This window comes from Burkholderia sp. NRF60-BP8 (genome assembly GCF_001522585.2).
Lineage (GTDB): Bacteria > Pseudomonadota > Gammaproteobacteria > Burkholderiales > Burkholderiaceae > Burkholderia.
Genome location: NZ_CP013373.1, coordinates 891,810 through 916,037, shown reverse-complemented (window position 1 = coordinate 916,037; position 24,228 = coordinate 891,810). Strand labels below are relative to the sequence as shown.

Annotated in this window: 26 protein-coding genes and 1 tRNA gene; 19 read left to right on the top strand and 8 right to left on the bottom strand. The window is 68.0% G+C overall.

Translation table 11 applies throughout. The annotated features are described in order from the left end of the window. Position 1: 1 nt before the first annotated feature. Entirely contained in the window at positions 2-496 is a 495-nt protein-coding gene (locus WS54_RS17415; RefSeq protein WP_159086683.1) for an HTH domain-containing protein, read from the top strand. A gap of 144 nt (positions 497-640) precedes the next feature. Next, positions 641-715 (top strand) — tRNA-Gly (locus WS54_RS17410). Positions 716-916: 201 nt separating this feature from the next. Here WS54_RS17410 and WS54_RS17405 read toward each other — a convergent pair. Then, on the bottom strand, positions 917-1,432 hold the full coding sequence (locus tag WS54_RS17405) for a hypothetical protein (protein WP_236872798.1): 516 nt from the start codon (positions 1,430-1,432) through the stop codon (positions 917-919). 329 nt (positions 1,433-1,761) lie between these two features. On the opposite strand from WS54_RS17405, the gene trmB reads away from it, so the two are divergent. Beyond that, entirely contained in the window at positions 1,762-2,529 is a 768-nt protein-coding gene (trmB, locus tag WS54_RS17400; protein WP_059779505.1) for a tRNA (guanosine(46)-N7)-methyltransferase TrmB, read from the top strand. A 125-nt stretch (positions 2,530-2,654) separates the two neighbouring features. Here the strand turns inward: trmB and WS54_RS17395 are convergent, their stop codons facing one another. The 3 genes from WS54_RS17395 to WS54_RS17385 all read right to left on the bottom strand — a co-directional run bounded on the left by WS54_RS17395 (position 2,655) and on the right by WS54_RS17385 (position 4,463). After that, positions 2,655-3,485 (bottom strand): undecaprenyl-diphosphate phosphatase, encoded by an 831-nt coding sequence (locus WS54_RS17395; RefSeq protein WP_011544783.1) that lies wholly within the window; start codon positions 3,483-3,485, stop codon positions 2,655-2,657. A 79-nt stretch (positions 3,486-3,564) separates the two neighbouring features. After that, positions 3,565-4,146, bottom strand: coding sequence for a DUF1439 domain-containing protein (locus WS54_RS17390; protein ID WP_034206615.1), 582 nt, complete (start codon positions 4,144-4,146; stop codon positions 3,565-3,567). Then, positions 4,143-4,463 (bottom strand): YkgJ family cysteine cluster protein, encoded by a 321-nt coding sequence (locus tag WS54_RS17385; protein ID WP_059779795.1) that lies wholly within the window; start codon positions 4,461-4,463, stop codon positions 4,143-4,145. Before WS54_RS17385 ends, WS54_RS17390 begins: the two co-directional genes overlap by 4 nt. Positions 4,464-4,635: 172 nt before the next feature. Here WS54_RS17385 and hemN point away from each other — a divergent pair, with 172 nt between their 5' ends. The 16 genes from hemN (at position 4,636) to ureG (ending at position 19,245) form a co-directional block, all read left to right on the top strand. Further along, entirely contained in the window at positions 4,636-6,027 is a 1,392-nt protein-coding gene (hemN, locus tag WS54_RS17380; protein ID WP_059779503.1) for an oxygen-independent coproporphyrinogen III oxidase, read from the top strand. A 95-nt stretch (positions 6,028-6,122) separates the two neighbouring features. After that, positions 6,123-6,380, top strand: a complete 258-nt coding sequence (locus WS54_RS17375; protein WP_006488573.1) for a hypothetical protein — start codon at positions 6,123-6,125, stop codon at positions 6,378-6,380. A gap of 104 nt (positions 6,381-6,484) precedes the next feature. Continuing rightward, on the top strand, positions 6,485-7,141 hold the full coding sequence (locus WS54_RS17370; protein ID WP_006476691.1) for a protein-L-isoaspartate O-methyltransferase family protein: 657 nt from the start codon (positions 6,485-6,487) through the stop codon (positions 7,139-7,141). Between the two features lie 14 nt (positions 7,142-7,155). Further along, a complete protein-coding gene (locus WS54_RS17365; protein WP_059779501.1) occupies positions 7,156-7,479 on the top strand; it encodes a rhodanese-like domain-containing protein in 324 nt (107 codons plus the stop codon). Between the two features lie 347 nt (positions 7,480-7,826). Beyond that, a complete protein-coding gene (gene urtA / locus WS54_RS17360; protein WP_034206613.1) occupies positions 7,827-9,134 on the top strand; it encodes an urea ABC transporter substrate-binding protein in 1,308 nt (435 codons plus the stop codon). Between the two features lie 134 nt (positions 9,135-9,268). Then, entirely contained in the window at positions 9,269-10,888 is a 1,620-nt protein-coding gene (urtB, locus tag WS54_RS17355; RefSeq protein WP_059779499.1) for an urea ABC transporter permease subunit UrtB, read from the top strand. A 1-nt stretch (position 10,889) separates the two neighbouring features. Further along, complete coding sequence (gene urtC, locus WS54_RS17350) at positions 10,890-12,077, top strand: urea ABC transporter permease subunit UrtC (RefSeq protein WP_059779497.1); 1,188 nt, start codon at positions 10,890-10,892, stop codon at positions 12,075-12,077. Then, entirely contained in the window at positions 12,074-12,931 is an 858-nt protein-coding gene (gene urtD, locus WS54_RS17345) for an urea ABC transporter ATP-binding protein UrtD (protein WP_034206610.1), read from the top strand. The genes urtC and urtD overlap by 4 nt, the downstream gene beginning before the upstream one ends. A gap of 4 nt (positions 12,932-12,935) precedes the next feature. After that, complete coding sequence (gene urtE / locus WS54_RS17340; RefSeq protein WP_059779496.1) at positions 12,936-13,628, top strand: urea ABC transporter ATP-binding subunit UrtE; 693 nt, start codon at positions 12,936-12,938, stop codon at positions 13,626-13,628. A gap of 190 nt (positions 13,629-13,818) precedes the next feature. Continuing rightward, entirely contained in the window at positions 13,819-14,694 is an 876-nt protein-coding gene (locus tag WS54_RS17335; RefSeq protein WP_059779494.1) for an urease accessory protein UreD, read from the top strand. 234 nt (positions 14,695-14,928) lie between these two features. Further along, positions 14,929-15,231 carry an urease subunit gamma gene (gene ureA / locus WS54_RS17325; RefSeq protein WP_006406310.1) on the top strand — a complete coding sequence of 101 codons (303 nt, stop codon included), beginning with the start codon at positions 14,929-14,931 and terminating at the stop codon, positions 15,229-15,231. 8 nt (positions 15,232-15,239) lie between these two features. Further along, on the top strand, positions 15,240-15,545 hold the full coding sequence (locus WS54_RS17320) for an urease subunit beta (RefSeq protein ID WP_034206607.1): 306 nt from the start codon (positions 15,240-15,242) through the stop codon (positions 15,543-15,545). Positions 15,546-15,574: 29 nt separating this feature from the next. After that, complete coding sequence (gene ureC, locus WS54_RS17315; RefSeq protein ID WP_059779492.1) at positions 15,575-17,281, top strand: urease subunit alpha; 1,707 nt, start codon at positions 15,575-15,577, stop codon at positions 17,279-17,281. Positions 17,282-17,299: 18 nt separating this feature from the next. Further along, entirely contained in the window at positions 17,300-17,914 is a 615-nt protein-coding gene (gene ureE, locus WS54_RS17310) for an urease accessory protein UreE (RefSeq protein WP_059779490.1), read from the top strand. Next, positions 17,901-18,581 carry an urease accessory protein UreF gene (locus WS54_RS17305; RefSeq protein WP_034206604.1) on the top strand — a complete coding sequence of 227 codons (681 nt, stop codon included), beginning with the start codon at positions 17,901-17,903 and terminating at the stop codon, positions 18,579-18,581. The genes ureE and WS54_RS17305 overlap by 14 nt, the downstream gene beginning before the upstream one ends. Before the next feature lie 16 nt (positions 18,582-18,597). Beyond that, a complete protein-coding gene (ureG, locus tag WS54_RS17300) occupies positions 18,598-19,245 on the top strand; it encodes an urease accessory protein UreG (RefSeq protein ID WP_034206603.1) in 648 nt (215 codons plus the stop codon). A 65-nt stretch (positions 19,246-19,310) separates the two neighbouring features. Here ureG and waaA read toward each other — a convergent pair whose 3' ends face one another. The 4 genes from waaA to WS54_RS17280 all read right to left on the bottom strand — a co-directional run bounded on the left by waaA (position 19,311) and on the right by WS54_RS17280 (position 24,170). Beyond that, on the bottom strand, positions 19,311-20,663 hold the full coding sequence (waaA, locus tag WS54_RS17295) for a lipid IV(A) 3-deoxy-D-manno-octulosonic acid transferase (protein WP_059779489.1): 1,353 nt from the start codon (positions 20,661-20,663) through the stop codon (positions 19,311-19,313). A 37-nt stretch (positions 20,664-20,700) separates the two neighbouring features. Next, positions 20,701-21,585, bottom strand: coding sequence for a Kdo hydroxylase family protein (locus tag WS54_RS17290; protein WP_059779487.1), 885 nt, complete (start codon positions 21,583-21,585; stop codon positions 20,701-20,703). 23 nt (positions 21,586-21,608) lie between these two features. Beyond that, on the bottom strand, positions 21,609-22,604 hold the full coding sequence (gene waaC, locus WS54_RS17285) for a lipopolysaccharide heptosyltransferase I (protein WP_059779486.1): 996 nt from the start codon (positions 22,602-22,604) through the stop codon (positions 21,609-21,611). Between the two features lie 171 nt (positions 22,605-22,775). Then, the gene (locus WS54_RS17280) at positions 22,776-24,170 is read right to left on the bottom strand and encodes a phosphomannomutase/phosphoglucomutase (protein ID WP_059499854.1); all 1,395 of its coding nucleotides are present in this window, start codon (positions 24,168-24,170) and stop codon (positions 22,776-22,778) included. Positions 24,171-24,228: the final 58 nt, after the last annotated feature.

Below are 24,228 nucleotides of genomic sequence, written 5' to 3'. Positions count from 1 at the left end.
GGTGGATACGCTTTCTCGCCAGCAAACCCGGGAGGTACACTTGACTGGATCATGCGCCCCTGATAAATTTGATAAAAATTTTATCAACTCCAGAAGAGAACAGCGCATGGCAACGAGTAAGCTGCCGGTGATTCGTCGTATGCCTGCACCGGCCATCTCCCCCAAACAACATCAGCCGATGGTGCCGGTTGCAGGCCTGCAGTCGCAACTTAGCGAGATGGGCATCGAAGAGTATAAGGTCACGTACAAGAACGGGGTACACACGCTTGTTGGCAAAACGGCAAGCGGGGATACCGTCCGTTTGACCAAAGCGGAGCATGCTGGTCTGACTATGCGCACGATGTCGAAATCGGAGCCAAGTGAAATTGACGTTCGTCGCAGTAACGTGGCACGGCTGCGAATGCAACAGAAGATGACTCAAACGACGATCGCCGACACACTAGGCGTTTCCCAGGCCACCGTCCACAACGACCTCAAGGCGATGGGTTTAAAGTAGCGGACGGCTAGTTACAACGCTTCCCCGAAGAAATCTGTACGAGCGCTGCCACCGCGCGGCCATCGAGTCATGCCAGTTTCGATGCCAGCGACCGCGAAACGCCACTCCCCAAACCTCAAAAATCCCTGTAGAATTGCGCGTTCTGCGGGCGTCGTATAATGGCCATTACCTCAGCTTCCCAAGCTGATGACGTGGGTTCGATTCCCATCGCCCGCTCCACTCCCCTCTCAAGTCCTTTCCGCGCTTGGCGCGCAGCGTTTTCGGCAGCCGCCGAATCTCCCTTTGCCAGCGATATTTGCTCCAGAGTGTGCGTAGCGAAGCACTTCCTTGGCCCCTCGTCGCCCGATAGCTCGTTCGTGGCGAAAAGCCCGACGCCCGCTCCCCTGGAAGCACCCCCCCAGCCGCGCGCGCACGCAGCCGCTACCTCATACCGCCTGCAAAAATCACGATGAGAATGGGCAGACACAGCAAGCCATGAAGCACGATCGCGCAATACGCGGGAATTGCATCAGATCCGGCAGACCCGGCATCGTCGTTCGCGTGGAGCAAGGTGCCGATCGCCCAAGCGAGACCGCCCAGCGATACGATGCCGCACAGGATCGCGACGCCCAGTGCCGCGCCGATCGCACCGAATCCCGACGCGCCGGCAAAACTGCCCGGATCGCTCACGATTGAAATGCCCGCGATGCCGGCGATCACGCACTCTGCAAGGGCGAGCATCGCCGGGCCACTGCCGACCTTGCGGCGCGCGGAAGTTGTTTCACTCATGGCTTTTCTCCCTAAAGGCCATTGGTCGTAGATCGTTCCGACGCGCCATTTCGCACTGTCGTTGCGAAAGCAACCATCGCTCGAACGTGAAGCGTCATGGCGACCGCCGTCGTTTCTCGTCGTTCCGGCTGCGAGCACCCGAACGAAGCGCGCGCGGTTCATTTTCATCGCGTTACGCACGCCTCTGACGCATCCGGTCGCGCCTGTAGCGCCCGCGATTCTACTCAATCGCCCGGCGGCAGCGAGACGTCGCGCGAACGCCCCGCTACCTTGCCAGCCCGATCAAACCAGTCCATAATCCGGCTCTTTCCGGTTAGCTGGACGAGAAATCCTTAAGGATCAACGGCTTGACGGCGCATCGCCGCGTCCGTCTCCACGTTCCGCAACCGCGCGCCAGCCGCCTCGTCGAAGGCGGCTTTTTGTACCGCGCCTTGTACCGCGCCGGCGCGTCCCGCGCGCCTGATGCCCTCGCCCGAACCCAGCCTTTCTCTGTACCGATGATGCACGACGATCCGAACGAAGCCGGCCTGCCGCCACGCGACGACGCCATTCCCGACGAAGCGCCCGAAGGCGCCGACGCAGTCAACCCGCTGCACCACCGCCGCATCCGCAGCTTCGTGACGCGCGCCGGCCGCGTGTCGACCGGCCAGCGCCGTGCGCTCGACGAATTCGGCCCGCGCTTCGTCGTCCCGTATGCGCCGGCACTGCCCGACTGGGACGCGATCTTCGGCCGCAGCGCGCCGCGCATCCTCGAGATCGGCTTCGGGATGGGCGCATCGACCGCGGAGATCGCCGCGAACCGCCCGGGCAACGATTTCCTCGGCGTCGAGGTGCACGAGCCGGGCGTCGGCGCGCTGCTGAAGTTGATCGGCGAGCAGGATCTGACGAACATCCGCATCATCCAGCACGACGCGGTCGAGGTGCTCGAGCACATGATCGCGCCGGAAAGCCTCGACGGCGTGCACATCTTCTTCCCCGATCCGTGGCACAAGGCGCGTCACCACAAGCGCCGGCTGATCCAGCCGCCGCTCGTCGCGCATCTCGCGTCGCGGCTGAAGCCCGGCGCCTACATTCACTGCGCGACCGACTGGCAGAACTACGCGGAACAAATGCTCGACGTGCTCGGTGCGGAACCGACGCTCGAAAACACGGCCGCCGACTACGCGCCGCGCCCCGACTACCGCCCGGTGACGAAGTTCGAGCGGCGCGGGCTGCGGCTCGGCCACGGCGTGTGGGACCTGGTGTTCCGCAAGCGCGCAGGCTGACACCCGGCCGGCGCACGACCCGGCGGCTTCGCCAAATAAAAAGGCCTGATCGGCAATTGCCGATCAGGCCTTTTTTCATGATGCCCGCGATGCGCGCCGGACCCGGCCGGTGTATCCGCCCGGCATCACGCCCAATTCAACCACCCGCTGTACCCCACCAGCAGCACGAACAGCCCGAACGCGATCCGGTACCACGCGAACACCGTGAAGTCGTGCGTCGCGACGTAGCGCAGCAGCCAGCGCACGCACACGAACGCGCTGACGAACGCCGCGACGAGCCCGAGCGCGAACAGGCCGAGCGAATCGACGGTGAACGCCTGCCAGTCCTTGACGGTTTCGTAGAGCGTCGCCCCGAAGATGATCGGAATCGCGAGAAAGAACGAGAATTCGGTCGCCACGCGCCGATCGAGACCGAACAGCATCCCGCCGATGATCGTCGAGCCCGAACGCGACATGCCGGGCACGAGCGCGAAGCACTGCGCGATGCCGACCTTGAGCGCGTCGAGCGGCGTCAGCGCATCGACCGACATCACGCGCGGCGGCTCGCTGCGTTCGCGCTGCCGCGCCTCGGCCCACAGGATGATCGCACCGCCGACGACGAGCGCGAACGCGACGGGCACCGGCGAGAACAGCACGGCCTTGATCTTCTTCTCGAACAGGAGGCCGAGCGCGATCGCGGGAATCGTCGCGATCACGACGTTGAGCGTGAAGCGTTGCGCGTCGGGCCGGCTCGGCAGCCCGGACACGACGGACACGATCCGTTGCCGGTATTCCCAGCAGACGGCGAGGATCGCGCCGAACTGGATCACGACGTCGAACGTCTTCGCGTGCGAATCGTTGAAATTCAGGAAGCTGCCCGCGACGATCAGGTGACCGGTGCTCGACACCGGCAGGAATTCCGTCAGCCCCTCGACGACGCCGAGGATCAATGCCTTGCAGATCAGGATCCAGTCCATCCGTGGCCCAACTCCGAAATGGTCGAAAGAAAAGGCCACTCTTGCGCGCGCGGCCCGCCCGGCCGTGCGCGCCCCGTCGTCACTTTTCGACGATCGCCACGCGTATGCCGTTTGTAAGGATCGTAATTGTACCGGGTTCGTAGTTCACCCCGGCAAATTGCAGTTGTTCCGGCTTGAACGTGTAGATCGGATAGTTGGTCAGCAGCTGCGTCGCGAGCAGGCCGGCGGCCGCGCCGACCTGCTGCGCGTACATCTGCGCGTCGCCGTCGAGCGCGAGGCTGTCGACGGCCGGCGCCTTCAGCACGACCGAGCGGCTCGGCGCGTCGTACGCGAGCTGGCCCGACACGGTGAACTTGCCGCTGACGGGCTCGCGCAGGAACGGGCTCGCGAAATGGGCATCGAGCTGCACGGCGACGCGGTTCTGGTCGGGCAGCAGGTTGACGGCCGGGTTCGCGAGCGACACGTCGACCACCTGCGCGACCGTCTTCTGGTACGGAAACTTGCGCGCGACGGCCTTCTGCACGTCGCCGCGCGAGAACGTGTAGTGATCGGGGATGAACGGGAACGTCGACGCGCACGCGGCAAGCGATACGCACACGCCGACGGCGCCGACAGCGGCGGCGAGAAAACGGCGCCGACCGGGCGCGCGAGGGATGGTCATGCTGAACGCTCTCCTGGATGCGCCGGCCGCGTCGCGACCTCGAGGCGCGTGAGCCACGCGAGCGCGTCGTCGCGCGACGCGCCGCACATGTCGGCGGACGGCTGCAGCCCGGAACAGCACGCAGGGCGCTCGGGCCGCCCGAAAATCATGCAGCGGAGGTCGTCGCCGAGCTGCGCGCAGCGCACGCCGGCCGGCTTGCCGCCGGGCATGCCCGGAATCGGGCTGGAAATCGACGGCGCGATGCAGCACGCGCCGCAGCCCTCGCGGCACGCATGCGGCGGCGGGACTTCGGCGGGCGCCGGGCGAACAACAGGCATTTCGACGGACACTCGGCTCTCTCGACGAACAACGAAAAACGGTGCGGCAACCGGACGCGGCATCCGGCAGCCCCACCCCGCATTGTGCCATCGCCGGCTGCGACGTTATTACACAATGCAGCCCGATCGGGCGTTCATATACTCGAAAGCATCTAAAAAACGCGAGACCGTCATGCGTTCTGGTTCTGCCGACACGATGTTCCGTCCCGATTTACTCGCGAAATACGGCGCGAACGGGCCGCGCTACACGTCGTACCCGACCGCGCTGCAATTCCGCGACGATTTCGATCCGGCCGACTACGTACGCGCGGCCGGCGACCCCGGCGCATCGTCGAGCGACCTGTCGCTGTACTTCCACATCCCGTTCTGCAACACCGCGTGCTTCTACTGCGGCTGCAACAAGATCGCGACCAACAACCGCCGCCGCGCGCGCCCGTATCTCGACCAGCTCGAGCGCGAAATGGCGCTGCAGGCCGCGCTGTTCGATCCGTCCCGCCCCGTCACGCAACTGCACTGGGGCGGCGGCACGCCGACCTTCCTGTCCGACGACGAAACGGCCGAGCTGATGGCGGCCACGCGCGAGCATTTCGTGCTGGCGCCGGACGCCGACGCCGAGTTCTCGATCGAGATCGATCCGCGCACCGTCACGCCGGCAACGCTCGTCCACCTGCGCACGATCGGCTTCAACCGGCTGAGCCTCGGCGTGCAGGATTTCGACCCGGTCGTGCAGCAGGCGATCAACCGCATCCAGCCGCGCGCGATGACCGCCGACCTGCTCGCCGCCGCACGGGCGACGGGCTTCCATTCGGTGAGCGTCGACCTGATCTACGGGCTGCCGCACCAGACGGTCGCCGCGTTCGCGCGCACGCTCGAGACGATGATCGAGCTCGCGCCCGACCGCCTGTCGGTGTTCGGCTACGCGCACATGCCGCACCTGTTCAAGATGCAGCGGCAGATCGACGATGCGGCGCTGCCGCCGCCGGAAACGCGCATCGCGCTGCTCGGCCTCGCGATCGACATGCTGACGTCGGCCGGCTACGTGTACATCGGGATGGATCACTTCGCGCGGCCGTCCGACGAACTCGTGCGCGCGCAGCGCAACGGCACGCTGCAGCGAAATTTCCAGGGCTACAGCACGCGCGCGGATACCGACCTGATCGGCTTCGGCGTGTCGTCGATCGGCAAGGTCGGCGACGTCTACGCGCAGAACGCGAAGGACCTGCCCGCCTACGGCGCCGCGCTCGACGCGGGGCGGCTGCCGATCGCGCGCGGCGTACGGCTCACGCCGGACGACCGGCTGCGCCGCGACGTGATCACGCAACTGATGTGCAACCTCGATCTGCCGTTCTCGCATGTCGAGGCCGCGCACGGCATCCGCTTCGCCGATCATTTCGCGCGCGAGCTCGACGCGCTGCGCCGGTTCGAGCGCGACGGGCTGCTGACGATCGCACGCGACCGGCTGACGATCCATCCGGCCGGCCGCATGGTCGTGCGCAACATCGCGATGGCGTTCGATGCGTACCTCGGCCAGACGCCGCGGCAGCGCTATTCCCGCACCGTCTAGGGTGCGGTTCGCGCGGGCGCCGGGCGGGCGCCGAACGCACGCGGGCGACCGGTTTGATAGAGTGTGAGGCTTACATCCGCTTCGCCCCTCCCAAGATGCGCACCACCAAAGCGACCCACGCGGTCGAACGCCTGAAGACCCGCTCCGGCAACCCGCAATTCGCGGCCGTCGCGATGGCGGGCGGCCTGTTCTATCTCGTCGACCGCTCGGGCGGCACCGCCGAGAAACGCTGCGAGCCGCTGCCGCTCGACGAGTTCGTCAAGTTCGTCGACGAATTCGGCCCCAAAAAGCCGCGCAAGGCGAGCAAGCTCGACCTCGCCTTCGAGGCGCAGATCAAGAAGAGCAAAGGGTAAAGGTCCGTTGCAGGCCGCCTGAAGGCTTCGCGGCCGTGCCGTTTGGTACAATCACGAAGTTTCTCTATCCCCGCTGATGGCCGACCAGGCTGCGTGACCACACCATGAATATCGAAAACGCGCGTTTCAACATGATCGAACAGCAGATCCGTCCGTGGGACGTGCTGGATCTGGATGTCCTGGGCCTGCTGTCGATCGTCAAGCGTGAAAACTACGTGCCGGCCGAATACCGCGATCTCGCGTTCGCCGATCTCGAACTCCCGCTGCCCGGCGGCGCCAGCAAGATGCTGTTCCCGCGCGTCGAAGCGCGCGTGCTGCAGGAACTGGCCGTCAAGAAGCACGAGAACGTGCTCGTGATCGGCGCGGGCTCGGGTTACCTGGCCGCGCTGTTCGCGCACCGCGCGCAGCACGTGACGGCCGTCGAGATCGATCCGACGATCGCGAAGTTCGCGGAAGACAACCTGCGCAACGACGGCGTGACCAACGCCGAAGTCGTGCTCGGCGACGGTTCGCGCGGCTGGGCCGCGAAGGCGCCGTACGACGTGATCTGCGTCGCGGGCGGCCTGCCGGTCGTGCCGCAGGAAATGCTCGAACAGCTGAAGATCGGCGGCCGCCTGTCGGCGTTCGTCGGCGGCCGTCCGGTGATGAAGGCGCAGATCATCACGCGTATCGACGACAAGCAGTACCGCGTCGCCGACGTGTTCGAAACGTACATCGACCACCTCGTCAACGCGATCGAGCCGTCGCGCTTCAAATTCTGAGCGGCGGAGCCTCCATGCAGATCCTGACACCCGCGATGCTCGCGGAATGGCTCGGCGACACGGCGCGCCCCGCGCCGATCGTGCTCGACGTGCGCGAGCCGTGGGAAATCGCGACCGCGCAGATCGCCGGCAGCGTGGCGATTCCGATGCAGCAGATTCCCGCACGCAGCGAAGAGCTCGACGACGAAGCCGAAATCGTCTGTGTGTGCCATCACGGGATGCGCAGCGCACAGGTCGCGATGTTCCTCGAATCGCGCGGCTTCACGAAGCTGTACAACCTGCAAGGCGGGATCGACGCGTGGTCGCGCGACGTCGATCCGTCCGTGCCGCGCTACTGATCGATCCTTCCGGCGGCGCATCACGCGCCGCCGCGCCGCCCGGCACCCTGCCGCCGGCCGCACGAAATCGCCGAACGGGCGCGCACTGCGCGCCCGTTTCTCTTTTCCGCTCCTCCGTTTCCTGCGTTGCGACGCCGCAGCACCGCCGTGCACCATTTGCGCCCGTGCGTCTGCACCGCAACGGACCGCGCATGCTGCACGGCGCGTCATCCGCACCGTCCCGATGCTCGCCCGCACCCCGCGCAGGCACGCCAGGCGTGCATCCGCACGACTGGCACATGCCTTGCGTTACACGATGGCCGGCGCCGCCACGGCGCACGCACATCCAACACGACAAGGGGATCCCGATGAAACGTCGCAGTCTGTTGAAGTTCGGTTCGATGGCCGGCGCACTCGCGCTGGCGGGCAAGAGCCCGTTCGCGCACGCGGCCGATGCGGGCACCGGCCCGATCAAGGTCGGCATCCTGCATTCGCTGTCGGGCACGATGGCGATCTCGGAGACGTCGCTGAAGGACACCGCGCTGATGACGATCGCCGACATCAACAAGAGCGGCGGCGTGATGGGCCGCAAGCTCGAACCGGTGGTGGTCGATCCCGCGTCGAACTGGCCGCTGTTCGCCGAGAAGGCGCGCCAGCTGCTCACGCAGGACAAGGTCGCGTGCGTGTTCGGCTGCTGGACGTCGGTGTCGCGCAAGTCCGTGCTGCCGGTGTTCGAGGAACTGAACGGGCTGCTCTACTACCCGGTGCAGTACGAAGGCGAGGAAATGTCGCGCAACGTGTTCTACACGGGCGCCGCGCCGAACCAGCAGGCCATTCCGGCCGTCGAGTACCTGATGAGCGCGGAAGGCGGCGGCGCGAAGCGCTTCTTCCTGCTCGGCACCGACTACGTGTATCCGCGCACGACCAACAAGATCCTGCGCGCGTTCCTGAAATCGAAGGGCGTGAAGGACGCCGACATTCAGGAGGTCTACACGCCGTTCGGCCACAGCGATTACCAGACCATCGTCGCGAACATCAAGACTTTCTCGCAAGGCGGCAAGACGACCGTGGTCTCGACGATCAACGGCGACTCGAACGTGCCGTTCTACAAGGAGCTGGGCAACCAGGGGATCAAGGCGACCGACGTGCCGGTCGTCGCGTTCTCGGTCGGCGAGGAAGAGCTGCGCGGGATCGACACGAAACCGCTCGTCGGCCACCTCGCCGCGTGGAACTACTTCATGTCGGTGAAGAACCCGACCAACACGAAGTTCAAGGACCAGTTCGCCGCGTGGGTGAAGGCGAACAACCTGCCGGGCGGCGCGAAGCGCGTGACCAACGATCCGATGGAAGCCACCTACGTCGGCATCCATATGTGGAAGCAGGCCGTCGAGAAGGCGAAGAGCACCGACGTCGACAAGGTGCGCGTCGCGATGATCGGCCAGACCGTGGCCGCGCCGTCGGGCTTCACGCTCGCGATGGACGGCAACCATCACCTGCACAAGCCGGTGATGATCGGCGAGATCCGCGGCGACGGGCAGTTCAACGTCGTGTGGAAGACGAAGACGGCCGTGCGCGCGCAGCCGTGGAGCCCGTTCATCGCGGGCAACCAGGGCAAGCCGGACGTCGTCAGCTCGATTCCGGCGTTCCTGCGCCGGCAACGCGCGGCGCTGGCCTGACGCAAAGCGGCACGTCGCGCTTCGTGCGCGACGTGCCGCTCGGCCGCCCGCTGCCGATGCGCCGGCCGCGCTTGCCGTGACGAACCGCCCGCGCCGGCGCCGCTCCACTTCCCCACGCCCGACAGGACTTCCCGATGCCTACACGCTTTCGCCGAGCCGCCCGCGCGATCGCGGCATGCGCCGCCCTCGCGGGCATGCTGCCGCACGCCGCGTTCGCGCTGACGGCGGCCGATACCGCCGCGCTCGCCGGCGACGACTTCGACGCGAAGACGGCCGCGATCGAACGGCTCGCCGCCGACACCGATCCGCGTGCCGTTGCGGTGCTCAACGCGCTGTCGAGCGGCGATGCGCTCGCGACCGGCGACGGCCGCCTGCTGATCCAGGCCGGCGACACCGCGCACGACGCGCTTACGCAGGCCGCGACGCCGGCCGGCGACGCGCAGCCGGTGATGCTGAACAACCTGCTGCGCACGAAGATCGCCGGCGCGCTGTCGGGCCTCGCGCTCGCGTCGCCCGACGCCGCCGCGCGCCGCGACGCGATCGACGCGCTGCTGAAGTCGCCCGACCCGGCGCTCAAGCCGATGATCGACCGCGCCCGTGCAAAGGAAACCGATCCGGCATTGAAACGTCGTCTCGATGCGCTGTGGGCGATCGCCGCGCTGCACGACGCCGATCCGGCCAAGCGCCTCGAAGCCGTGCAGGTGGTGGCCGCGCGCAGCGATCTCGACATGATCGAACAACTGCGCCCGCTGGTCGCGAAAAACGCCGACGGCAGCTACGCGGAACCCGATGCACAGGTCCGCGCCGCAGCGCAACAAGGACTCGACGCGCTCCACGCGCTGCAGCGCCGCGGCGAAATCGCCGGCACGCTGTTCGCCGGCCTGTCGCTCGGCAGCGTGCTGCTGCTCGCCGCGCTCGGCCTCGCGATCACGTACGGGCTGATCGGCGTGATCAACATGGCGCACGGCGAATTCCTGATGATCGGTGCGTACGCAACCTATGTCGTGCAGACGCTGATCCAGCGCTACGCGCCCGGCGCATTCGACTGGTATCCGCTCGTCGCCGTGCCCGTGTCGTTCGCGGCGGCCGCGCTCGTCGGCATCGTGCTCGAGCGGCTCGTGCTGCGGCACCTGTACGGCCGCCCGCTCGAAACGCTGCTCGCGACCTTCGGCGTGAGCCTGATCCTGATCCAGGCGACGCGCATGCTGTTCGGCGCGCAGAACGTGCAGGTCGCGAACCCGTCGTGGATGAGCGGCGGCGTGACGGTGATGCAGAACCTGATCCTGCCGTACAACCGGCTCGCGATCCTCGCGTTCGCGCTCGCGGTGGTGTTCGTTGCGTGGGCCGTGCTGACGAAGACGCGGCTCGGGCTGTTCGTGCGCGCGGTCACGCAGAACCGCCGGATGGCCGCCTGCGTCGGCGTGAAGACCGCACGCGTCGACGCGTATGCGTTCGCATTCGGCGCGGGCATCGCGGGCCTCGGCGGCTGCGCGCTGTCGCAGATCGGCAACGTGGGCCCCGATCTCGGCCAGAACTACATCATCGATTCGTTCATGGCCGTCGTGCTGGGCGGCGTCGGGCAGATCGCCGGCACCGTGTTGGGCGGCTTCGGGCTCGGGCTCGCGAGCAAGGCGATCGAACCGTTCTGGGGCGCCGTGCTCGCGAAGATCGCGGTGCTCGCGATGATCGTGCTGTTCATCCAGAAACGCCCGCAGGGCATGTTCGCCCCGAAGGGCCGCAGCGCGGAGGCTTGACGTGACTTCATTCACCGATTCGATGCCGAACCCGGTCGCCGATACGTCGAAGCCCGCCGCCGGCGCGCGCGCGGCGGACGGCTTCGCGCTCGGCCTGCCGCCCCGCCCTGCGCTGCTGTCGCGCCGCGCGTGGCTCGCGCTCGTCGCGCTGTGCGTGGCGATCGGCATCGGCGTGCCGCTCGCCGCGCTCGTCGTGCCGGAAACCAGCGCGCTGCATCTGTCCGCGTACACGATGACGCTCGCCGGAAAGCTGATGTGCTACGCGATCGCCGCGCTCGCGCTCGATCTCGTGTGGGGCTACTGCGGGATCCTGAGCCTCGGCCACGGGTTGTTCTTCGCGCTCGGCGGCTATGCGATCGGCATGTACCTGATGCGCGAGATCGGCCGCGACGGCAAGTACGGCAGCGACCTGCCCGACTTCATGGTGTTCCTCGACTGGCACCAGTTGCCGTGGTACTGGAACGGCACACAGCATCTCGCGTGGGCGCTCGCGCTCGTCGTACTCGTGCCGGCCGTGCTCGCGTGGGTGTTCGGCTTCTTCACGTTCCGCTCGCGCGTGAAAGGCGTGTACCTGTCGATCATCACGCAGGCGCTGACGTTCGCCGCGATGCTGCTGTTCTATCGCAACGAGACGGGCTTCGGCGGCAATAACGGCTTCACGGATTTCAAGCGCATCGCCGGCTTCGCGATCACGTCGCCGGGCACGCGCACGGTGCTGCTGCTGCTGACGTTCGCGACGCTCGTGCTCGCGTTCGTCGCCGCGCGCGCGATCGTCACGAGCAAGCTCGGGCGCGTGGTGACCGCGGTGCGCGACGGCGAGACGCGGCTGATGTTCCTCGGCTACAGCCCGCTCGCGTACAAGCTGTTCGTGTGGACCGTGTCGGCCGTGCTGTGCGGCGTCGCCGGCGCGCTGTACGTGCCGCAGGTCGGCATCATCAATCCCGGCGAGATGTCGCCGGGCAACTCGATCGAAATGGCGATCTGGGTCGCGGTGGGCGGGCGCGGCACGCTGATCGGGCCGATCGTCGGCGCGTTCGCGGTGAACGGCGCGAAGAGTTTCTTCACCGCATACTTCGCCGAATACTGGCTGTTCTTCCTCGGCCTGATCTTCGTGCTCGTGCCGCTGTTGCTGCCGCGCGGCATCATGGGCCTCGTCGAAACCGTGCTCGCAAAGGGGAAACGCGCATGAACGGAACGGCGCTCTACCAGTTCACGCCGCCGCCCGAAGACGAACTGCTCGCCGTCAGCGGCAGCGCGTCGATGGGGCGCGTCGTGCCGCCCGGCATCGACACGTCGCACGGCACGATCCTGTATCTCGAGGATATCGAGGTGAGCTTCGACGGCTTTCGCGCGCTGAAGAAGCTGTCGCTCGCGATCGACGCGGGCGAGCTGCGCTGCGTGATCGGCCCGAACGGCGCGGGCAAAACGACGATGATGGACGTGATCACCGGCAAGACGCGGCCCGATGCGGGCAAGGTGTTTCTCGGCCAGACGATCGATCTCGCACGGATGAACGAGCCCGAGATCGCGCGTGCGGGCATCGGCCGCAAATTTCAGAAGCCGACCGTGTTCGAACAGCATCCGGTGTGGGAAAACCTCGAACTCGCGATGCAGACCGACAAGGGCTGGCTCGCGTCGCTGCGCGCGCGGCTCGACCGCACCGCGCAGGCGAAGATCGAGGAGACGCTCGCGCTGATCGGCCTCGAAAGCCACGCGTATCGCGCGGCCGGCGAACTGTCGCACGGGCAGAAGCAGCGGCTCGAAATCGGCATGCTGCTGATGCAGCGCCCCGCGCTGCTGCTGCTCGACGAGCCGGCGGCGGGGATGACCGACCACGAGACGATGGAGCTCGCCGAGCTGCTGAACACGCTGCGCGGCACCTGCTCGATGATGGTCGTCGAGCACGACATGGAATTCGTCGCGGCGCTCGCGGGCGACACGGGGCGCGTGACGGTGATGGCCGAAGGCGCGGTGCTCGCGCACGGCACGCTCGACCAGGTCAAGCGCGACGACGCGGTGATCGAGTCTTACCTCGGACGATGATGCGATGCTGAAAATCGAAGCGCTGAACCAGTACTACGGCGGCAGCCATATCCTGCGCAACGTGAACCTCGCCGCCGACGACGGCCAGCTCACCGTGCTGCTCGGCCGCAACGGCGTCGGCAAGAGCACGCTGCTGCGCTGCCTGATGGGCGTCGTCGCCGCGAAGAGCGGCAGCGTGTGGTGGCGCGGCACCGCGCTCGGCGCACTGCCGCCGTATGCGCGCGTCGCGGCCGGGCTCGCGTACGTGCCGCAGGGCCGCGACATCTTTCCGCGGCTCACCGTCGAGGAGAACCTGCTCGTCGGCGCGGCGAGCCGCAAGGCGCCCGCGAAGGTGCCCGATCGCATCTACGACCTGTTCCCGGTGCTGAAGGACATGCGCGCACGGCGCGGCGGCGACCTGTCGGGCGGCCAGCAGCAACAGCTCGCGATCGGCCGCGCGCTGATGAGCGAGCCGCAGTTGCTGATCCTCGACGAGCCGACCGAGGGCATCCAGCCGTCGATCATCCAGGACATCGGTCGCACGCTGCGCCAGCTCGTCGACGAATCGAAGATGACCGTGCTGCTCGTCGAACAGTATTACGATTTCGCGCGATCGATCGCCGATCGCTACTGGGTGATGAGCCGCGGCGAGATCGTCGCGGGGGGCGATGCGCGCGACATGGAGACGAACGGCGTGCGCGAGCTGATCGCGGTGTGACGCGCGGCACGGCGGTAGGCACGGCGGTAGGCACGGCGGCTGGCACCGCGCATGACGACGCAGGCCGCACGGGCGGCCGGCTCGCGGAGCGTCCGCACGCGGCGCTTTCGGCGAACGCGGCATCTGCATTATTGTTCCGGTAGCATCCACGTTCTTCACGCCCGTTTCCTTCGTTTCCCGTTCGCCGCCGATGTCCGCCCCCGATTCGCATGCCTCGCTGTCCCGCCCTGCCGTCGCCAAGTCGTGGCGCGGCCGCCTCGAACTCGGCTTCGAGCGGCACGGCGCGCGCACGACGCTCGCGCACCGGCTGCACGACGGCCCGTTGCGCGTGCAACGGCCGCTGTACCCGGAAGGCGACGCGATCTGCCACGCGGTGATCGTCCATCCGCCGGGCGGCGTCGCGGGCGGCGACCGGCTCGACATCGACGTCGCGCTCGGCGACGGCACGCACGCGGTACTGACGACGCCCGGCGCGACCAAGTGGTACAAGTCGAACGGGCTCGATGCGACGCAGCGCATCGGCGTGACCGTCGGCGAGCACGCGAAGCTCGACTGGCTGCCGCAGAACAACCTGTTCTTCGACGCCGCGCACGCGTCGCTCGACTTCACGGTGACGCTCGGCGCCGGCGCGAGCGCGATCGGCTGGGACGCGACGCAGCTCGGCCGGCAGGCGGCCGGCGAAACCTGGTCGGCGGGACGCCTCATGTCGACCTCGGCGCTCGTCGATGCCGACGGCCGGCCGCTGTGGACCGAGCGCGCACTGCTCGACGCGCGCGACCCGCTGCGCGGCGCGCTGCAGGGCCTCGCCGGCTTTCCCGTCTACGGCACGCTGTGGGCCGCGGGGGCCGCGTGCGACGCCGCGCTCGCCGAATCGCTTGCTGCGCGCATGCCGTTCGACGACACGCTACGTGCGGGCGCCACCTGCGTGACGCCCGGCGTCGTGCTGGTGCGTGCGCTCGCGACGTCGATGGAAGCGCTGCAGCGCCACTTCGCCGACTGCTGGCTGCAGTTGCGGCCGATCGTGCACGGCGTCGACGCGCGACCGCTGCGTCTCTGGCAAACCTGAACGCGCTCGCGCCACGCACCGTTTCGGCGCATTCCACGTCGGGCGCCGCACGTTACCCATGCATCGCGCACCACGAACGCGCATTGCGCTGCATTCGATGCCCATGGCACGCGCCTTGCTGCTTACATAACCGATACACGGCGCGCACCGAACAGCGCGGTGCTACGATGCCCGTGCATCCGTCCGGTTACGGGTGCATCGACAAAAATTACGTTTTACTGAACGTCTGCCTTCATGAAACTGACTCCCCGCGAAAAGGACAAGCTGCTGATCTTCACGGCGGCGCTGCTCGCCGAACGCCGCCGCGCGCGCGGCCTGAAGCTCAACTATCCGGAGGCGGTCGCGTTCATCACCGCCGCGCTGATGGAAGCCGCGCGCGACGGCAAGACGGTCGCCGAGGTGATGCACTACGGCACGACGCTGCTCACGCGCGACGACGTGATGGACGGCGTGCCGGAAATGATTCCCGACATCCAGGTCGAAGCGACCTTCCCCGACGGCACGAAGCTCGTGACCGTCCACCACCCGATTCCGTGAGGCACCGCATGATCCCCGGCGAAATCCTCACCGACGACGGCGAGCACGAACTGAACGCGGGCCGCGAAACGCTGACGCTCGTCGTCGCGAACACCGGCGATCGCCCGGTGCAGGTCGGCTCGCACTACCACTTCTTCGAAGTCAACGACGCTTTGTCGTTCGACCGCGCGGCCGCGCGCGGCTTCCGGCTCAACATCGCGGCCGGCACGGCCGTGCGCTTCGAACCGGGCCAGACGCGCACCGTCGAGCTCGTCGCGCTTGCGGGCGAGCGCGCCGTCTACGGTTTTCAGGGCAAGGTGATGGGGCCGCTGTAAGCCGCGCCCCGCTCTTCAGGAACAGCAACATGACACTACGCTTGAGCCGCCGCGCGTACGCGGAAATGTTCGGGCCGACGACGGGCGACCGCGTCCGGCTCGCCGATACCGAACTGCTGATCGAGATCGAGCGCGATTTCACGACCTACGGCGAGGAAGTGAAATTCGGCGGCGGGAAAGTGATCCGCGACGGGATGGGCCAGTCGCAGCGCGTGGCCGCCGACGTGCCCGACACGGTCGTCACGAACGCGGTGATCCTCGATCACTGGGGCATCGTGAAGGCCGACATCGCGATCAAGCACGGCCGCATCGCCGCGATCGGCAAGGCCGGCAACCCCGACATTCAACCGGGCGTGACGATCGCGATCGGCGCCGCCACCGAAGTGATCGCCGGCGAAGGGCTGATCGTCACCGCGGGCGGCATCGACACGCACATCCACTTCATCAGCCCGCAGCAGATCGACGAGGCGCTCGCGTCGGGCCTCACGACGATGCTCGGCGGCGGCACGGGGCCGGCCACCGGCACCAATGCGACGACCTGCACGCCGGGCCCGTGGCACATGGAGCGGATGCTGCAGGCCGCCGACGGCTGGCCGATCAATCTCGGCTTTCTCGGCAAGGGCAATGCAAGCCTGCCGCAGCCGCTCGTCGAGCAGATCGCGGCCGGTGCGATCGGCCTGAAGCTGCACGAGGACTGGGGCACGACGCCCGCCGCGATCGACAACTGCCTGTCGGTTGCCGACGACACCGACACGCAGGTCGCGATCCATACCGACACGCTGAACGAAGCCGGTTTCGTCGAATCGACGGTCGCGGCGTTCAAGGGCCGCACGATCCATACGTATCACACCGAAGGCGCGGGCGGCGGCCATGCGCCCGACATCCTGAAAGTGTGCGGCGAGGCGAACGTGCTGCCGTCGTCGACCAATCCGACGCGCCCTTACACGATCAACACGCTCGACGAGCATCTCGACATGCTGATGGTGTGCCATCACCTCGATCCGTCGATCGCCGAGGATCTCGCGTTCGCCGAATCGCGGATCCGCCGCGAGACGATCGCGGCCGAGGACATCCTGCACGATCTCGGCGCGCTGTCGATGCTGTCGTCCGATTCGCAGGCGATGGGCCGCGTCGGCGAAGTGATCATCCGCACGTGGCAGACCGCGCACAAGATGAAGGTGCAGCGCGGCGCGCTGCCGGAAGACGGCGCGCGCAACGACAACTTCCGCGCGAAGCGCTACGTCGCCAAGTACACGATCAACCCGGCGCTCACGCACGGCATCGCGCACGAAGTCGGCTCGATCGAACCCGGCAAGTGGGCCGACCTCGTGCTGTGGGAACCGGCGTTCTTCGGGATCAAGCCGTCGATGATCCTGAAGGGCGGGATGATCGCCGTCGCGCAGATGGGCGACCCGAACGCGTCGATCCCGACGCCGCAGCCGGTTCACTATCGCGAGATGTTCGCGACGCGCGGCGGTGCGCTCGCGCGCACGTCGCTGACCTTCGTGTCGCAGATGGCGGCCGATGCGGGCATCGCGCAGCGCTATGGCCTCGCGAAACGCATCGTGCCGGTGCGCAACTGCCGCACCGTGACGAAGGCCGACATGATCCACAACGCATGGCGTCCGTCGATCAGCGTCGATCCGGAAACCTACGACGTGATCGCCGACGGTCAGTTGCTCACCTGCGAACCGGCAACGGTGCTGCCGATGGCGCAGCGCTACTTCCTGTTCTGATTCGGAATCCTTGGTTTCATGCGCACCCTCGACAAACGCATCGCCCCGAACGTGAAACTCGCCGCGTCGCTCGTCGCACGCGCGCCGACGCTCACGCTCGCCTATGACGCCCGCTGCAAGAGCCGCCTCGCGGCGACGCTCGACACCGGCGAGGACGTCGCGGTCCTGCTGCCGCGCGGCACCGTGCTGCGCGACGGCGACGTGCTCGTCGCCGACGACGGCGCGCTCGTGCGCATCGCCGCGGCGCCCGAAACCGTGCTGCTCGTGCGCGCGGCCGACCCGCTCACGCTGATGCGCGCCGCGTATCACCTCGGCAATCGCCACACGCCGGTCGAGATCGGCGAAGGCTACCTGAAGCTCGAGGCCGATCCGGTGCTCGCGGACATGCTGCGCCGGCTCGGCACGCAGGTCGAATCCACGCGTGCGCCGTTCCAGCCGGAAGCCGGCGCGTACGGCGGCGGTCACAAGCATGGGCACGACGCGACGTTCGCCGAGGATTACGCGCTCGCGCAACAGGTGTTCGGCGAACACCACGGGCACTCGCACTCGCACGATCACGATCACGATCACGATCACGATCACCAGCATGGTCCCGGCTGCACGCACGGCCACCACGGTCATGACCACCACTGAACTCGTCGCGCTGCTGCACCTCGCGTCGCCCGCTTTGCCGATCGGCGCGTACAGCTATTCGCAGGGCCTCGAAGCCGCGCTCGACGCGAACCTGATCCGCGATGCCGACTCCGCACGCGACTGGATCGCGAGCGGCCTGACCGACGTGCTCGCGCACGGCGAATTGCCGTTCCTCGCGCATCAGCTCGCGCGCTGGCAGACGCACGACACGCACGCGCTCGCCGCCGAAAACGCCTGGTTCGTCGCCAGCCGGGAATCGGCCGAACTGCGCCGCGAAACCGAACAGATGGGCTGGTCGCTCGCGCAGCTGTGCGCGTCGCTCGAATGGGGCGACGCCGCACGTCGCGCGACGCTCGCATCGCTGTCGCCGGTCGCGCTGCCGACCGCGTTCGCGTATGCGGCCGCCGCCCACGACGCCAGCGCCGACGCGACGCTCGCCGCGTACGCATTCGGCTGGGTCGAGAACCAGACGTCCGCCGCGCTGAAGGCCGTGCCGCTCGGCCAGCTCGCCGGGCAACGCATCGTCGTCGCGCTGCGCGGCGCGATCGACGCGGCCGTGCGCCGCGCGCTCGCGACGCCGCCCGACGCCGTCAACACGTTCGCGCCGCAGCTCGGCATCCTGTCCGCGCGGCACGAAACCCAGTATTCGCGGTTGTTCCGCTCCTGAACCTCATCGCCCGACCATGAACGCACCTGCACCCTCCTCCGCTCGCCGCACGAAGAAACTGCCGCCGCTGCGCGTCGGCATCGGCGGCCCCGTCGGCTCCGGCAAGACCACGCTGCTCGAAATGCTGTGCAAGGCGATGCGCGAGCGCTACGACCTCGTCGCGATCACGAACGACATCTACACGAAGGAAGACCAGCGGCTGCTGACGGTCGCGGGCGCGCTGCCCGAGGAACGCATCATGGGTGTCGAGACGGGCGGCTGCCCGCACACGGCGATCCGGGAAGATGCGTCGATCAACCTCGAAGCCGTCGACCGGATGCTCGCGCGTTTTCCCGATGCCGACATCGTGTTCATCGAGTCGGGCGGCGACAATCTCGCGGCGACCTTCAGCCCCGAGCTGTCGGACCTGACGATCTACGTGATCGACGTCGCCGGCGGCGAGAAGATTCCGCGCAAGGGCGGCCCCGGCATCACGAAGTCCGACCTGCTCGTGATCAACAAGACCGACCTCGCGCCGCTGGTCGGCGCGAACCTCGACGTGATGGCGTCCGATACGAAGAAGATGCGCGGCGAGCGGCCGTACGTGATGACGAACCTGAAGGCGCTCGACGGCGTCGCGGACGTGATCGCGTTCATCGAAAAGAAGGGCTTGCTGACTGTGTGAGCCGCGTGGCGGCGCGCGGCGACGCTGCCGCGCGTGTCCGGGCGGCATCGCGCCGCCCGTTCCGTCTATGCGTCGTCGTCGGCGGCGTCCGGCAACGCGCGCGCGCCGGCTTCGGCGGGCGGCAGCAGTGCGGCGAGCACGTCGACCGTGCGCGCGGTCGCGCCGCGGTGACGCGACGCGAAGGCCGCACCGGCCGCGCCCATCGCGATGCGCCGCGCCTTGTCGGCGAACAGCGCGTCGAGCACGTGCGCGAGATCGAGCGGATCCTCGACCTGCATCGCGGCGCCTGCCGCGACCGCATCGGCGGTCGCCTGCGTGAAGTTGAACACGTGCGGCCCGATCAGCACCGGCACGCCGACCGCGCATGCCTCGATCAGGTTCTGCCCGCCGAGCGGCAGCAGGCTGCCGCCGATGAACGCGATGTCGGCCGCCGCGTAGTACGCGCCGAGCTCGCCCATCGAATCGCCGAGCAGCACCGTCACGTCGTCCGGCAGCGGTTCGGCGGCCGGACGGCCCGCCGCGAGCGCGGCCGCATCGGCGGCCCAGACGGAGCGCCGCACGCACTTGAGCCCGCTGCGCGCGACGAGCGCCTCGACTTCCGCGAAGCGCTGCGGATGACGCGGCACGAGCACCAGCAGCGCGCCGGGCGTGCGCATTTCCGCGAACGCCTGCAGCACCAGCGCTTCTTCGTTCTCGCGCGTGCTGGCGGCGACCCACACCGGCCGCGCGCCGATCGCCTCGCGCCACGCATGGCCGCGCGCCGCGAGTTCCGGCGGCGTCGTCATGTCGAACTTCAGGTTGCCGAGCACGGTCACGTTGCGCGCGCCGAGCGACGTGAGCCGCTCCGCGTCGGCCGGGCTCTGCGCGAGCACGCGCGAGAAGCCGCCGAACACGTCGCGCGTCGCCGCGCCGAATTTCGCCGCGCGCCGGAACGAACGCGCGGACATCCGCGCATTGGTCAGCACGAGCGGCACGTCCGCGCGGCGGCACTCGTCGATCAGCGTCGGCCACACCTCGGTTTCCATCACGAGGCCGAGCGTCGGCCGCCATGCGTGCAGGAAGCGCCGCACCGCGCCCGGCATGTCGTACGGCAGGTAGCAGCGCAGCACCCGGTCGCCGAAGATCTGTTCGCCGGTCGCGCGGCCGCTCGGCGTCATGTGCGTGAGCAGGATGCGTGCATCGGGACGGGCGCGCAGCAGCGCATCGATCAACGGCTGCGCCGCGCGCGTCTCGCCGACCGACACCGCATGCACCCAGATCAGCGGCGCGCGGTCGTCGCGCGAGCGGCCCGCGACGTGGCCGAAGCGCTCGCCGATATGCTCGCGATAGCCGCGCTCCTTGCGCGAGCGCACGTAGAGCCGGATGACCGCGGCCGGCGCGACGAGCCACCACAGCGCACGATAGATCGCCCTCAGCATGCGGCCGCCCGGGTGTGGCGTCGAAGCAGGTGCGCGCTCAAACCAGCGCCCTGCCCGTCAGGCGCTCGAGAATGCCGAGCGGCGCGCACTCGCGGCGGACCATCGCGTCGACCGGCAGGAAGAAGGTCTGCTCGAGCATGAACTGTCCGGACATCACAGCGTGCGAAGTCTGATCCGAGAAACATATCCACACGCTGCCCGGCGGAAACGGCATCGTCTGCTGTGGGCAAGTCTTCTGGTAGTCGAGATCGGCCTTCATCCCGTCGTGCAGGTTCAGCATCAGATGGTCGTACGCGCTGCGCGGCGATTTCGTCACGTGCAGCAGGTTCAGCAGCCACGCCGAGCCCGGGAACTGCGGCCGGATCTTCGGCAGGAAGCGCTTCGTGACGTCCTCGAACGGCTCGCCGACACGCCATACGCGCGGCACGCCGGCCGGATTCACGTTCGTGAACACGCGCAGGATGCGCTCGCCGTAGTTCGGCCGCGACGGGAACGCGTCGACGTGCAGCCGGCTGTCGTCCTTGCGCCACGACGTCTGGCGCGTCTCGACCTGCATCAGCCGCAGGCTCGTCGGCGCGACGCGCAGCTTGCCGCGGTATTCGGGAAAGAGGCCGTCGACGAGCGTGCCGGCCTGCTGCTGGAAGCGCGCGACGAGCGCGCGCACGGCCGATTGCGTGACGCTGTCGCCCAGCACGCCGGCGAGCGCGCCGCCGTTCGGCGCGAGGCTGATGTTCTTGCGTTTCGGATCGGCGAGCGCCGGATCGAGCAGCGCTTCCTCGCCGCCTTCGATCGCGAAACGCAGGTGCGGGAAATACAGCACCTTGCCTTCCTCGACCGCGGCCAGCAACTGCTCGCGCGGCGCCGACAGGTTGTGTCCGCTCCAGTCGGCGGACGGGACTTCGATGATCTGGGATTCGCTCATGATCGGTTCGCGTGTGGACAGCGTTACAGGAGACCGAAGCCCGCGAGCGCCGACTTCACCTGCGCGATCGACGGGGGCTGCCCCGCCGTGCCGAGATTGACGACGTTCGGCGACCAGTAGCCGCCGGTCCGCCAGGCCGTCGCGAAATTGTACAGTTCGATCGTCGGACGCTTCAGCGCGGCCGCGATGTGAACCAGACCTGTGTCAACCCCGACCGTCGCGGCCGCACCGTCGATCAGCCCGACCACGGCCGGCAGCGACAGCTTCGGCGGCACGATCGCCGCCGCGCCGAATTCCTTCGCGAGCCGCTCGCTGGTCGCCCGTTCCGCATCGTTGCCCCACGGCAGCACGAGCGACGCGCCGCGCCGCACGAGCGCCTGGCCGAGCTCGATCCATGCGGCGTCCGGCCACTGCTTGTCGGCGCGCGACGTCGCATGGACGAACACGACGTACGGCACCGGCAGGTTCAGGCCGAGCGCGGCCACCGCGCGCGCCGCCGCGCGCGTGTCGAGGCCGAATTCGACCGGATGGGCCGGGGTCGGCGCCGGGTCGTCCAGCGCGGCCGCGACGAGCTGGCGCGAGCGCTCGACCACGTGCGTGCGCGGCGCGATCGGCACGCGCTTGCGGTAGAAGAAACGCACCGGCCATTCGTAGCCGGCGCCGTCGGTGCGGTTGCCGAGCCCGACGAGCGGCCCGCGCGCCCAGCTCGCGACCCACGCCGTCTTGATGAGGCCCTGGCAGTCGATCACGAGGTCGTACTGCTCGGCCGCGAGCCGCCGACGGAAGGCGCGGATCTCGCGCCACGTCGCGCCCGAGAACGGCTTCTTGCGCCAGCGGCGCAGCGAGAACGGCAGCACGTTGCGCACGCCGTCGACGAGCCGCACGAGGTCGACGAAGCTTTCCTCGACGAGCCAGTCGATCTGCGCATCGGGGTGACGGCGCCGGATATCGGCGATCACCGGCATGTTGTGCACGACGTCGCCCAGCGACGACACGCGCACGATCAGGATCTTTTGCACGCTGAAAAAACGCCGGCTGGCAGCCGGCGACGGACATAAAGGGGGGATTTTATCCCGGCCGAAGCGCCGGATAGACAAAAAGCGGCCGCGCGCCGAGGGCGCGCGCCGCTTTTCGGGACGAGCACGGCCGATGGACGGCCGTCGTACGGGCGGCCCGCCGGCCGCCGGCGCTCAGAACGGCAGCTTGACGTCCGGCTTCGCGGCCGTCAGCACGCGGCGGAAGTCTTCCTGGATGCGCTTGAGCCCTTCCTGCGTCTCGGCCTCGAAACGCATCACGACGACCGGCGTCGTGTTCGACGAACGCGCGAGGCCGAAGCCGTCCGGGTACTCGACACGCAGGCCGTCGATCGTCACGACTTCCTCGGCGCCGTCGAACTTCGCCTCTTTCTGCAGCTTGTCGATCAGGCGGAAATTCTCGCCTTCGTCGAGCCAGAGCTGCAGTTCGGGCGTGCTCATCGCGTCCGGCAGGCTGTTGAGCAATGCGCTCGGATCGGCCGTCTTCGCGAGGATCTCGAGCAGCCGTGCACCGGTGTACAGGCCGTCGTCGAAGCCGTACCAGCGATCCTTGAAGAACACGTGGCCGCTCATTTCGCCGGCGAGCGGCGCACCCGTCTCGCGCAGCTTCGCCTTCACGAGCGAGTGGCCCGTCTTCCACATCAGCGGCTCGCCGCCCTTCGACTTCACCCACTGCGCGAGGTGGCGCGTGCACTTCACGTCGTAGATGATCTGCGCGCCCGGGTTGCGCGACAGCACCTCTTCCGCGAACAGCATCAGCTGGCGGTCCGGATAGATGATCTGGCCGTCCTTCGTGACGACGCCCAGGCGGTCGCCGTCGCCGTCGAACGCGAAGCCGAGCTCCGCATCGGTGTCCTTCAGCGCCTGGATCACGTCCTGCAGGTTTTCCGGGTGGGCGGGATCGGGGTGGTGGTTCGGGAACGTGCCGTCGATGTCGGTGAAGCGCTCGACGAGTTCGCAGCCGAGCGCCTTGAACAGGCGCGTCGCGAGCGGGCCCGCGACGCCGTTGCCGGCGTCGACCACGAGCTTCAGCGGCCGTGCGAGCTTCACGTCGCCGACGATGCGTGCGATGTATTGGTCCGCGACGTCGATCGCTTCATAGGTGCCGCTGCCCGTCTCGAACCGCTCGTCGACGATGCGGCGGTACAGCGCCTGGATCTGCTCGCCGTAGATCGCGGCGCCGCGCAGCACCATCTTGAAGCCGTTGTAGTCGGGCGGATTGTGGCTGCCCGTGACGACGATGCACGAATCGACGCGGCGCTCGCCGCCCTTCAGCGCCAGCGGCACGTTCGCCGCGAAATAACCGACCGGCGTCGGCACCATGCCGACGTCCACGACGTCGACACCCGCCGCACGCAGGCCGTCGGCCAGCGCGCCGACCAGCTCCGGCCCGGACAGGCGGCCGTCGCGCGCGACGACGACCGCATCGCCGCCCTGCGCACGCACTTCGCTGCCGAATGCCCGGCCGATGCCGCGCGCGGTGTCGACGTCGAGTGTCTTGCCGACCACGCCACGAATGTCATATGCCTTGAAGATGGATTGGGAAATCATCGATTCTCTTCTCTCGGTTGCGTGCATGGAAAATTGTCTGGCTTGCGCGGCCGCCGCT